Origin of the sequence: Syntrophobotulus glycolicus DSM 8271 (assembly GCF_000190635.1) — a bacterium.
GTDB lineage: Bacteria > Bacillota > Desulfitobacteriia > Desulfitobacteriales > Syntrophobotulaceae > Syntrophobotulus > Syntrophobotulus glycolicus.
Genome location: NC_015172.1, coordinates 278,385 through 291,137, shown reverse-complemented (window position 1 = coordinate 291,137; position 12,753 = coordinate 278,385). Strand labels below are relative to the sequence as shown.

General features: G+C 46.4%; 6 protein-coding genes, 2 tRNA genes and 2 rRNA genes. 5 read left to right on the top strand and 5 right to left on the bottom strand.

Annotation, left to right across the window (positions count from 1 at the left end):
* Positions 1–10: 10 nt before the first annotated feature.
* From SGLY_RS01410 to tyrS, 5 genes are all read right to left on the bottom strand, one after another.
* Positions 11–3,050 (bottom strand): 23S ribosomal RNA (locus tag SGLY_RS01410).
* 216 nt (positions 3,051–3,266) lie between these two features.
* Positions 3,267–3,342 (bottom strand) — tRNA-Ala (locus tag SGLY_RS01405).
* A gap of 17 nt (positions 3,343–3,359) precedes the next feature.
* Positions 3,360–3,436: transfer RNA gene (locus SGLY_RS01400), tRNA-Ile, on the bottom strand.
* Positions 3,437–3,572: 136 nt separating this feature from the next.
* Positions 3,573–5,138: ribosomal RNA gene (locus tag SGLY_RS01395) — 16S ribosomal RNA — on the bottom strand.
* Together the 16S and 23S rRNA genes with 2 tRNA genes alongside form the textbook arrangement of a ribosomal RNA operon.
* Before the next feature lie 338 nt (positions 5,139–5,476).
* Positions 5,477–6,718 (bottom strand): tyrosine--tRNA ligase, encoded by a 1,242-nt coding sequence (tyrS, locus tag SGLY_RS01390; protein ID WP_013623503.1) that lies wholly within the window; start codon positions 6,716–6,718, stop codon positions 5,477–5,479.
* Between the two features lie 254 nt (positions 6,719–6,972).
* Here tyrS and SGLY_RS01385 point away from each other — a divergent pair, with 254 nt between their 5' ends.
* From SGLY_RS01385 to SGLY_RS01365, 5 genes are all read left to right on the top strand, one after another.
* A complete protein-coding gene (locus SGLY_RS01385; RefSeq protein WP_013623502.1) occupies positions 6,973–9,660 on the top strand; it encodes a transglycosylase domain-containing protein in 2,688 nt (895 codons plus the stop codon).
* Between the two features lie 149 nt (positions 9,661–9,809).
* On the top strand, positions 9,810–10,481 hold the full coding sequence (locus SGLY_RS01380) for a response regulator transcription factor (RefSeq protein WP_013623501.1): 672 nt from the start codon (positions 9,810–9,812) through the stop codon (positions 10,479–10,481).
* 2 nt (positions 10,482–10,483) lie between these two features.
* The gene (locus SGLY_RS01375) at positions 10,484–11,734 is read left to right on the top strand and encodes a sensor histidine kinase (protein ID WP_013623500.1); all 1,251 of its coding nucleotides are present in this window, start codon (positions 10,484–10,486) and stop codon (positions 11,732–11,734) included.
* 43 nt (positions 11,735–11,777) lie between these two features.
* A complete protein-coding gene (locus SGLY_RS01370; protein ID WP_013623499.1) occupies positions 11,778–12,383 on the top strand; it encodes a TetR/AcrR family transcriptional regulator in 606 nt (201 codons plus the stop codon).
* A gap of 117 nt (positions 12,384–12,500) precedes the next feature.
* Positions 12,501–12,734: a zinc ribbon domain-containing protein gene (locus SGLY_RS01365; RefSeq protein ID WP_013623498.1), complete on the top strand. Its 234-nt coding sequence runs from the start codon at positions 12,501–12,503 to the stop codon at positions 12,732–12,734.
* Positions 12,735–12,753: the final 19 nt, after the last annotated feature.

Here is a 12,753-nt window from a genome sequence, read left to right as displayed (position 1 = left end):
TATCTTCCTTTAGGTCAAGACCTCGACCGATTAGTACCGGTCCGCTCCACACGTCACCGTGCTTCCACTTCCGGCCTATCTACCTGATCTTCTTTCAGGGGTCTTACTAGCTTTCGCTATGGGAAATCTCATCTTAAGGCCGGTTTCACGCTTAGATGCTTTCAGCGTTTATCCGATCCGGATTTAGCTACCCAGCTATGCACCTGGCGGTACAACTGGTACACCAGTGATCCGTCCATCCCGGTCCTCTCGTACTAGGGACAGATCCTCTCAAATTTCCTGCGCCTGCGACGGATAGGGACCGAACTGTCTCACGACGTTCTGAACCCAGCTCACGTACCACTTTAATGGGCGAACAGCCCAACCCTTGGGACCTACTACAGCCCCAGGATGTGATGAGCCGACATCGAGGTGCCAAACCTCCCCGTCGATGTGAACTCTTGGGGGAGATAAGCCTGTTATCCCCAGGGTAGCTTTTATCCGTTGAGCGATGGCCCTTCCACTCGGTACCACCGGATCACTAAGCCCTACTTTCGTACCAGCTCGACTTGTTTGTCTCTCTGTTAAGCTCCCTTTTGCCTTTACACTCTTCGCGCGATTTCCACCCGCGCTGAGGGAACCTTTGGGCGCCTCCGTTACTCTTTAGGAGGCGACCGCCCCAGTCAAACCGCCCGCCTGACAATGTCCAATGTCCCGCTTAGGGACACTTGTTAGAATTTCAGTACAAAAAGAGTGGTATCCCACCGGCGGCTCCCCGAATACTGGCGTACTCGGCTCTCTGCCTCCCACCTATCCTGTACATTTTATACCAAAATCCAATGTCAAGCTACAGTAAAGCTCCATGGGGTCTTTCTGTCCTGTCGCAGGTAACCCGCATCTTCACGGGTATTACAATTTCGCCGAGTCCCTTGTTGAGACAGTGTCCAGATCGTTACGCCTTTCGTGCGGGTCGGAACTTACCCGACAAGGAATTTCGCTACCTTAGGACCGTTATAGTTACGGCCGCCGTTTACTGGGGCTTCAATTCAATGCTTCGCCTTACGGCTAACATCTCCTCTTAACCTTCCAGCACCGGGCAGGCGTCAGCCCCTATACTTCTCCTTACGGATTTGCAGGGACCTGTGTTTTTGTTAAACAGTCGCCTGGACTGATTCTCTGCGGCTCTATTTCTAGAGCACCCCTTCTCCCAAAGTTACGGGGTCATTTTGCCGAGTTCCTTAACAAGGGTTATCTCGCGCGCCTTAGGATTCTCTCCTCATCTACCTGTGTCGGTTTACGGTACGGGCACCTTCTCTCTCACTAGAGGCTTTTCTTGACAGTTTGAACTCTGCGCTTCGCTACTTTTTTTCGCTCCCCATCACTGCTCAAGGTTTCGCGCTGCGGATTTGCCTGCAGCACCCTCTTGCAGCTTGGACGTGCTCTACCAGTCACACGCTCGCTTTGTCCTCCTGTGTCACCCCATCGCTCAAACAATCAAAGGTGGTATTGGAATTTCAACCAATTGTCCATCACCTACGCCTTTCGGCCTCAGCTTAGGTCCCGACTTACCCTGGGCGGACGAGCCTTCCCCAGGAAACCTTGGATTTTCGGCGGGAAGGATTCTCACCTTCCTTTTCGCATACTCATACCGGCATTCTCTCTTGTCACTGCTCCACCAAACTTTACAGTTCAACTTCTACGCTGTGACAATGCTCCTCTACCCAAGGAATCGATTCATTAAACCCTCAGCTCTCTTTGCTTTTTCCCTGAGTCCATTTGGAAATTTTGCTTCTGTCTTATTCTTTCTCTATTCTGTGGCAAAATTTCTAATGTCGTTCTCTCTTCTGAAGTCTTAATGAATCGATCCCTTGCCGTGGCTTCGGTGTGACGCTTGAGCCCCGTTACATTTTCGGCGCAGAACCACTCGACCAGTGAGCTATTACGCACTCTTTAAATGGTGGCTGCTTCTGAGCCAACATCCTGGTTGTCCGGGCGGTTCCACATCCTTTCCCACTTAGCGTCTCTTAGGGACCTTAGCCGTCGGTCTGGGCTGTTTCCCTTTTGACTATGAAGCTTAGCCCCCACAGTCTGACTCCCAATTTCTTATATCTGGTATTCGCAGTTTGATAAGGTTCGGTAACCGATAAGGCCCCTAGCCTATTCAGTGCTCTACCCCCAGATACCATTCATTGAGGCTAGCCCTAAAGCTATTTCGAGGAGTACCAGCTATTTCCGTGTTCGATTGGCATTTCACCCCTACCCACAACTCATCCCCTGCCTTTTCAACGACAGTGGGTTCGAGCCTCCAGTGGGTTTTACCCCACCTTCACTCTGGCCATGGGTAGATCACACGGTTTCGGGTCTGCAACATGCAACTCGACGCCCTATTCAGACTCGCTTTCGCTTCGGCTCCATATCTTTAATACTTAACCTCGCTGCATATCACAACTCGCCGGTTCATTCTACAAAAGGCACGCCATCACACAATTGCTTGTGCTTTGACTGCTTGTAAGCATACGGTTTCAGGTTCTATTTCACTCCCCTCCCGGGGTGCTTTTCACCTTTCCCTCACGGTACTTGTTCGCTATCGGTCGCTAAGGAGTATTTAGCCTTGGGGGGTGGTCCCCCCTGCTTCCCACGGGATTCCTCGTGCCCCGCGGTACTCAGGATCCTGCCTCCGATTCTAAACTTTTCGCCTACAGGGGTTTTACCTTCTTTGCCCGAACTTTCCAGTTCGCTTCGCCTAAGTTTATCTTCTTTATTGGCAGTCCTACAACCCCACACTCCGAAGAGTCTGGTTTGGGCTCTTCCCCTTTCGCTCGCCGCTACTCAGGGAATCGATTTTTCTTTCTTTTCCTCCGGGTACTTAGATGTTTCAGTTCCCCGGCTTGTCTTCACATAACTATGGATTCATTATGTGATAACCGGATATGACTCCGGTTGGGTTGCCCCATTCGGGTACCCACGGGTCGTCGCCTGCTTACGGCTCTCCGTGGCATTTCGCTGCTGACCGCGCCCTTCTTCGACTCTTAGCGCCTAGGCATCCACCGTATGCCCTTTCTATCTTGACCTATTCCTAATCTTTTTACGGATTAGTCAGTTAGATTCTTCTTCCTACGCTTTTTTCTCTGTGCAGTTTTCAAAGAACTGGATGCCCTTTGTGTCGTCTAGGACACGGATGTCCGGGAACGACCTAAAAGAACTCTAGACACATGGATGTGTCTGGTTAAATGCGTCATGAATGACGTTAGCATTTAACTTCCTTTTTGATTGACCGTTTATTGTTTTGGTGGAGGTAAGCGGGATCGAACCGCTGACCCCCTGCTTGCAAGGCAGGTGCTCTCCCAGCTGAGCTATACCCCCACGTCTTTGTTGATAAATGGTGGGCCTGGGTGGACTCGAACCACCGACCTCACGCTTATCAGGCGTGCGCTCTAACCAGCTGAGCTACAAGCCCATTTTTTTACGGTCACTCAAAACTAAACAGCGGAATGGACAAACTTAAACTCGTCTTGCTCTAGGGTTAAGGCTCTTACGCCCATCCCCTATGCACCGACCTGGAAGTGGACTACTTAAAGTCCGGTTCTCCCTAGAAAGGAGGTGATCCAGCCGCACCTTCCGATACGGCTACCTTGTTACGACTTCACCCCAATCATCTGCCCCACCTTCGACGGCTGGCTCCCTTAGGTTACCTCACCGGCTTCGGGTGTTGCAAACTTTCGTGGTGTGACGGGCGGTGTGTACAAGGCCCGGGAACGTATTCACCGCAGTGTGCTGACCTGCGATTACTAGCGATTCCGACTTCATGATCTCGAGTTGCAGAGATCAATCCGAACTACGAACGGCTTTCTCGGATTTGCTCCACCTCTCGGCTTCGCTTCCGTCTGTACCGCCCATTGTAGCACGTGTGTAGCCCAAGACATAAGGGGCATGATGATTTGACGTCATCCCCACCTTCCTCCGGTTTGTCACCGGCAGTCTATCTAGAGTCCTCAGCTTTACCTGTTAGTAACTAAATATAGGGGTTGCGCTCGTTGCGGGACTTAACCCAACATCTCACGACACGAGCTGACGACAACCATGCACCACCTGTCTTACAGTTCCCCGAAAGGCACTCCCGAATCTCTTCGGGATTCTGTAGATGTCAAGCCTTGGTAAGGTTCTTCGCGTTGCGTCGAATTAAACCACATGCTCCACCGCTTGTGCGGGCCCCCGTCAATTCCTTTGAGTTTCAACCTTGCGGCCGTACTCCCCAGGCGGAGTGCTTATTGTGTTAACTGCGGCACAGAAGGGGTCGATACCCTCTACACCTAGCACTCATCGTTTACGGCGTGGACTACCAGGGTATCTAATCCTGTTCGCTCCCCACGCTTTCGCGCCTCAGCGTCAGTTACAGTCCAGAAAGTCGCCTTCGCCACTGGTGTTCCTCCACATATCTACGCATTTCACCGCTACACGTGGAATTCCACTTTCCTCTCCTGTCCTCAAGCCGTACAGTTTCCAATGCTTTACGGAGTTAAGCTCCGCACTTTCACATCAGACTTATACAGCCGCCTACGCGCCCTTTACGCCCAATAATTCCGGACAACGCTCGCCCCCTACGTATTACCGCGGCTGCTGGCACGTAGTTAGCCGGGGCTTCCTCGTCAGGTACCGTCAGGTATATGCATTATTTACACATATACGGTTCGTCCCTGACAACAGTACTTTACAACCCGAAAGCCTTCTTCATACACGCGGCGTTGCTCCGTCAGACTTTCGTCCATTGCGGAAGATTCCCCACTGCTGCCTCCCGTAGGAGTCTGGGCCGTGTCTCAGTCCCAGTGTGGCCGTTTACCCTCTCAGGCCGGCTACTGATCGTCGCCTTGGTAGGCTTTTACTCTACCAACCAGCTAATCAGACGCGGGTCCACCCTCTTGCACTAGCATATTCAGAGGCCAGCTTTCCTTCCGGTAAGATGCCTTACCAAAAGCTTATCCGGCATTAGCAGTCGTTTCCAACTGTTATTCCGGTCATGAGGACAGGTTACCCACGCGTTACTCACCCGTTCGCCACTAAGAATATCAATTCGCAAGCTTCCTCAATATTCTCCGTTCGACTTGCATGTGTTAGGCACGCCGCCAGCGTTCGTCCTGAGCCAGGATCAAACTCTCCATAAAAATCGGAACTTGTGGTTCCTATTTAAACACCGGATTGCTCCCTGTGTTCTCTTCTTTTTATGAGAATCCAATTCGCTCTACTTTTTCGCTTAGCTTTTGTTTCTCTTTTTTTGACGAGTTCTTGTTTGTCTTTTTCCTTGCTGTTCAGTTTTCAATGACCTTGCGCTCCCCTGCTTTCGCCGCTTTTTCGGCTCCCTGGCCTGAGGCGCTTTATTATATTATCACGGTGTTTTAAGGCTGTCAACCAGAAACCTAAAAAAATTGCAGAAAATCATTGTTTTCCATGAATCCAAATGTAAGTAATCCTAAATCCTATACATACTATGATCATTCGGCATTTAAGGTGCCATCTTAACAAACTTTCTCTTTCCAACCTTGATGACGTCCCCGGGATTAATTCTTGGGCTGGACTGAGCCTGAGAAACTTTCTCATCATTTATTCTGACTCCGCCCTGTTCAATCAGCCTGCGGGCTTCTCCACGACTTGGAACCAGCCCGGCACTGACCAGGATGGATACCATATCTGTGACGCCACTTTCAAGTCCAATCTGAGCGATACTGATCTCCGGCATTTCATCCGGCGCTTCTTTTCTCTGAAACATTTTAATAAATTCTTCCTTGGCTTCATCCGCTTGCTTTTTGCCATGATAAATATGAACGATTTCCCACCCAAGCCTCATTTTTAAATCACGGGGATGAACTGATCCATCTTGCAATCCCTGCTCCAGACGACGTATGTCCAAAACGGGAACAGCTGTAATCAATTCAAAATATCGAATCATGATTTCATCCGGCATGGACATGGTTTTGCCAAACATCTCCCGCGGGGCTTCATAAACACCAATATAATTCCCTAAGCTTTTACTCATTTTATGTACCCCATCCAGCCCCTCAAGAATCGGGGTGGTAAGTGCTACTTGCGGCTCCTGTCCAAATTCCTTTTGCAAAGTTCTGCCCATAAGGAGATTAAATTTTTGATCCGTACCGCCAAGCTCGACATCGGCTTGTAATGCTACGGAATCATAGCCCTGCATTAAAGGATAAAAAAATTCATGAATACTAATCGGTCTTTCTTCGGCATATCTTTTAGCAAAGTCATCTCTCTCTAACATTCTGGCAACAGTAGTGCAAGATGCAAGTTTAATGACATCTGAAAAAGTCATGTTGGAAAGCCATGAAGAATTAAATTCTACTCTTGTTTTGTCCGGATCAAGGATCTTAAAGATTTGTTCTTTATACGTTTGGGCATTATGTTGCACCTGCTCTTCTGTCATTGGCTTGCGTGTTTCGGATTTGCCGGAGGGATCTCCAATTTTGGCGGTGAAGTCTCCAATAATGATCACGGCTTGATGTCCGAGATCTTGAAACTGTTTCATTTTATATAATGGTACTGTATGGCCCAAGTGTATATCAGGGGCCGTTGGGTCAAGTCCCAATTTTATTCTTAAAGGCTTGTTCTTTTGCAGAGAATTTTTAATTTTATTTCTTAATTCTTCTACGGGAACAATCTCGGCAGTTCCCGTAGAAAGTATTTCCATTTGTTTCGCAACCTCTTGATCTAGATTTGCCAACACCAACATCCCTTTCGCTTTCTCTCTGATTTTGTAAGAATTATTATACTTTTAAAGCGCTCTTATGGCAACCGATACAGGATGAACAATGTTTTTGCCATAATATAAAGTATGCTATAATAGCAGATAAAAAAATATTATCTTAGTCCATTGACCAAAAACTTTTGCTTTTCGTGCACTTAGACACAACGCTGATTTATCGCACTTACACAAGCAACTAGCGAAACTTGTTCCGGTTACTCTCTCAAACAGGAGGAAAAAAGATGGCTGATCAAAAAAACTCCGGAAATAAATTTCCGGAATCCGGCAACTTAAAAAACCGAAGAATTCCCTCAGCAAAAAGGAAAGGTAATTTGCCCCCGAAAAAAATAATACTGCTGACCATACTTACGATATTGATTTGTTCAAGCATCATTGTTGGCGGCTACACAATTTACGCTATCGCAAAAACTCCCGCCTGGGATCCCCAGATGCTTTACAGTCAAAATCAATCTTCAATTGTCTATGACGCGAATTCAGAACAAATTGCCCAGCTTCATGCTGATGAAAACAGATTGCCGGTAAAATTCGAAGAAATACCCGATATGGTGAAAAAGACTGTTATCGCTGTGGAAGATAAACGTTTTTATGAACACCATGGACTTGATCCGATTCGTTTAGTAAAGGCAATTATGATTGATATTCGTGCGCGCTCATATGTTGAAGGAAGCAGCACGTTAACTATGCAGCTTGCCAAAAACGCCTTTATTTCCGACCCGCAAACCAAAACTATTGAACGCAAAATTCAGGAACTGATTCTGTCCCTTAAAATAGAAAAAAATTATACTAAAGATGAAATTTTAACCTTTTATCTTAATCGAATTTTCTTTGGTGAATCCTCTTTTGGCATCAGAACCGCAGCCCAGACGTATTTCGGAAAAGAATTAAAAGACCTTAACCCTGCCGAGATAGCTCTTCTGGCAGGACTTCCTCAGGCTCCAAGTGCTTATGATCCCTATGTAGATCCCGAAAAAGCTGAACAAAGGCGGACTATTGTTCTTAGCGTGATGAGGGACAATAATATCATTACCCCGGCAGAATATGAAGAATACAAAAATGAACCTTTTACTTTTGTTGAGGATGTGAAAAAGAAAAAAGCAACCGTAAAATATACTGAGGCAAACACACTGACGAAAACCCATCCCTACTATGTGGACTATGTCATAAATGAATTGCAAAAAACATACAACATTACTCCCAATCAAATATATAAAGGCGGCCTAAAAATTTATACCACCTGTAACTCCAAGGTACAGCAGGCTGCCGAGGACGCTTTTGCCGATCCCAACAACTTCCCCGCCAGTAAAGACAACACAAATATTGTTCAGGGTGCAATGACTGTACTTGATCCTCAAACAGGTGCCATTGCTGCGATGGTCGGCGGCAGAGAATACACTACTCAAATGGGATTTAACAGGGCCTGGCAGGCTACCCGCCAACCGGGATCAACCATCAAGCCTTTAACGGTCTATTCACCGGCCATTGAAAAAGGCAGTTTCTATCCCGGCTCAGTCTTTGACGATATGCCGGTCAGCTACGCTGACGGCAGCGGCGGTTACTGGGCTCCGGTCGACTATGATACAGAGACTTCCGGCTGGAAAGGCCTCATCACCATGCGTACGGCAGTGAATAATTCAGTTAATGTCTATGCTGTAAAATTAATGAATGCACTGGGCATTGATTATGCATGGGACTTCGCCAAAAATAGGCTTGGGCTTCCACTTACCGAAAAGGATAAAGTACTGAGCTTGTCCCTTGGCACCTGTCAGGTCTCTACTCTTGACATGGCTTCAGCTTATGCGACATTTCCGGCCAATGGCATAAAAAGCGAACCTTATTCCATCGTAAAGGTTACCGATCAGGATGGTAAGGTCATTGCCCAAAATACTCTTAAGCAGCAAAGAGTAATGAAGGAAACTACTGCCTATGTGATGAATGATTTGCTTCGTACTGTCGTCACTTCAGGAACAGGCACAAGGGCTAATTTGCCCGGTTGGTATATTTGCGGCAAAACCGGAACAACATCTCTTGATCCGAATATTTATGGAAATAAATCCGGAAACCCTGATGCCTGGTTTGTCGGCTATAGTCCTAAATTTGTCGGGGTTGTTTGGATGGGCTATGATTCTGATCCGGATAAAAATCATTATCTGTATAAAGTCTATGGGGGGAGTTATCCGACTACTATATGGAAAAAGGTCATGACTGTGGCCCATTCGGAACTGACACCGCAATCCAGCATCGCCATGCCGGCGGGTATTACCAGCGTACAGTTCGATAGGAAGTCCGGTTTCCTTCCCAGCAATCTGACTCCAAAGCAATTCATTTCGACAGAAATCTGCCCGGCCGATAATGTTCCGGTCACCACAAGCAATGTCTGGATCAATGTGAAGGTAGACCCGGCCAATCCAAATGTCCTGGCACCTGAAGAAGATCCTTATGCTATAGATAAACTGGTCCTTAATGTTACCGGCCGGTCTGAGGGTATAACATGGCCTGGTGATGAAGCACCTTATAAGATGCCTGGCAAACAGGGCGCTCCAGGTTCAGATACTTCTACTCCTCCAGGCACTTCTCCCCCGGATTCTCCTGATTCTTCCCCTCCCGCAGGCAACACCAATATCCCTACTCCTTCTTTAGGAAAGCTCAGCAATCATAAACAAACCATCTCCTTGCCTGTAGACGGAACATTTGATTCAGACAAATATACGATCATCGTCTATCTGAAACAACCAGATCAATCCAGCCTTAAGACGATTGCCTCCGAGGGCGCTTCAAGAACAGTTCTCTATGATCTGAATTCGAGCGGTAAAATTGTTTCCGGAACCTATACATTCTGGGCTGCGCTTATGGATAACACAACGTTCAATATTGGTCCTCCCTCAAATGCCCAGACCATAGAAATCCAATAACCGGATTTACAAGAACAAGACGTCTTCATTCAAGCTGAGGCGTCTTGTTTCTTTTGGGCAAATATTTACTTTGAATTTTCTTATAGAATCGATTAAAATCCTAATCAATTACAAAAATAAATTCGCTAAAATAAACTGAGGTGATCAATATGAGACTCCTTCTTGTTGAGGATGAAGAAAAGCTGGCCGAAGCCCTGGCTTATATCCTCAAAAAAAATAAATACGGGGTAGATATTGCCTACGATGGTGAAACCGGACAGGATATGGCAGAATCTGGGGTTTACGATCTCATCATTCTTGATTGGATGCTTCCCGAAAGAGATGGGATTACTGTTCTGAAAAACCTTCGGCTGAAAAAAATAGATATTGCCATTATTCTCCTCACTGCTAAAGATTCCGTCCAGGACAGGGTGATCGGTCTGGACTCCGGTGCAGATGATTATCTGGTCAAACCGTTTGCTTCAGAAGAGCTTTTAGCACGAATCAGGGCTTTATCCAGACGGAAATCCAATGTTCTTCTTCCCAATGAAAAATTGTCTCTCGGAGATATTGTTTTTGATCCTTTACAGGGAGAGATCATTTGCGGAGAAGAAAAAATAAAGCTTACTCTTAAGGAATCTCTTCTTCTTGATCTTCTTCTTCGTCATGCCGGTCAAGTCTTGACTAAAGAACAAATATTAGACAGAGTTTGGGGTTTGGATTCAGAGGTGGAGACTGGCACCGTTGAATTGTACATTCACTACCTGCGCCGGAAAATACCCTCGGACAGCATTCGGATTGAAACGATCAGAGGTATCGGCTACTCTCTGAAGGAGGTTTAAAAATGTTCAAAAGACTTCGCCTGAAACTTACTTTGATCAATCTGGGCGTAATCTTTGTTTTTCTATTGCTGTTCGGGGTAAGTACTTATGTCATTGTGAAGGTTCAAATGATGAACCAGACTCAACAAATCCTCCAACTGATCAGCGCGGACCTGGGCTATCAAGTTCCGGATAATCAAAACAACAAATATCCTACCAGTAATTTTGAATATTTTATTCTCAAAACTGACCTTACCGGCAACATCATTCTTTCTCTGACAGACCTGCCCTTCCAACCTGATAGACTTCCTCAGATTGTCAATACAGTTCTTACCGGGAAAAGTCTCCGGGGCGAGATAAAAATCATGAACCAATCCTATATTTATCAGATTACTCAAAACCAAAGCGGTCAGAGTTTGCTGATCTCTTTTGCCAGCTATGACAGAGAGAAATCCATGCTCGGTTTTCTTATGCTGACCTTAGGTCTTGCCGGGTTAATCTATCTGATTTTGGCTTTCTTCGGCGGACGTTTCCTGGCGGATAAAGCGATGGCCCCCATCCAAAAAACCTGGCGGCGCCAGCAGGAATTTGTCGCCGATGCCTCACACGAATTAAGGACTCCGCTAACCATCATCAGAACAAACCTGGAACTTGTTCAGGGAAACCCTCAGGAAACTATAGAAAATCAAGAAAAATGGCTTGGTTACATTGAATCAGAGACCAAACGCATGTCCACTCTTGTTGACGATCTCTTATTTTTAGCCAGAGCTGATTCCGATGCTTTGATTCTGGAAAAGACGACTTTTTCTCTTGATCAGGCTCTCCGAGAAACAACCGCTCCTTTGGAATCAATGGCAAACAAAAAGAATATTGCTCTGATCACCAGCTATGATTCAATACCGGCATTTGCCGGAGATGAGAATAAAATCAAGCAGCTTACCGTCATTCTTCTGGATAATGCCATAAAACACACTTCTCCGGGCGGAACCGTCAGTATCGACTTGCGCAAAAAAGCTTCCCACGCAGAGCTGATTGTCTCGGATACCGGAGAAGGAATTCCCAGAGAGCACCTGGAAAAGATTTTTGAGCGGTTCTACAGGGTAGACAAGTCTCGCTCCCGGGCTCAGGGCGGCACAGGTCTCGGTCTTTCCATCGCTGAATGGATCACTAGAAGCCATAATGGAACCATCAAGGTATCAAGCGACCTTAGTAAAGGCACAATCTTTACTGTTGATCTGCCTTTAAATCAGATTGACAAAAAAGCCCTGCAATAATATAATGAGTATATACTCACTGAGTTAGGAGTCATCATCGTTTATGGCCATACGCAAACAGCAGAAAGAAGAGACTCGCACACGCATCATTAATGTTGCTCTAACGCTTTATGGGGAGAACGGTTTTGTTCATACGACCACTGCCGAAATAGCCAGAGCTGCAAATGTTTCTCACGGAACCATTTTTGTTCATTTCCCCACCCAGAAAGATATTTTTATTTCCGTCATCAATGCGTTTGGATCTCAAATCGCCACCAGGCTCCATGATCTTCTTGCGGAAAACGCTTCTGTTCGAGATGTGTTTGCCGCTCATTTAAAAGGATTGATTGAATTTGAGCCTTTTTACTCCAGGTTAGTCAGCGAACAAAGCTTGTTGCCCCTTGAAGCCAGAGATACCCTTGTCATGATTCAATCCTGTGTCTCCTTTCATTTAGGTCAGGCTATCGAACGCCAGTTTTGTGCTCAAGATGATCGTGCTCTTCCTATTCATCTGATTTTTAACGGGTGGATTGCCCTTATCCACTATTACTTAGCCAATCATGACCTTTTTGCGCCGGGAGAATCTGTTCTGAAAAACTGCGGGAAGGAACTGTTGGCTTACTATTGCCAATTAATCACGAAAAGCTTTTCTCAAGCAAATCCCTGCTGAAGATACCGACTTGTCACTCTCGTTTAATTTTCTTCAAATTAGATTCTCTGATTTGATCACTTGGTCTCGATTTCACCTGTTTCGTCTCAACATAAAAAAGATTTAGGAGTGAATTTGATGAAAACATGTATTGCCTGCGGAATGCCCATGAAAGATGCTTCCGAGTTCGCGGCAGGAGATCTTTCAAAGGACTATTGCGTCCACTGTGCGCGGCCAGACGGATCAATGCAATCATACACTGAAAAACTGGACGGATTTTCCTCATTTATCATGAAAACTCAAGGCTTGAACAAAGAAGTGGCTGATGAGACAGCCCGGAATATCATGAAAACACTGCCTGCCTGGCAATAGAGACAAAGAGGCGCACCTG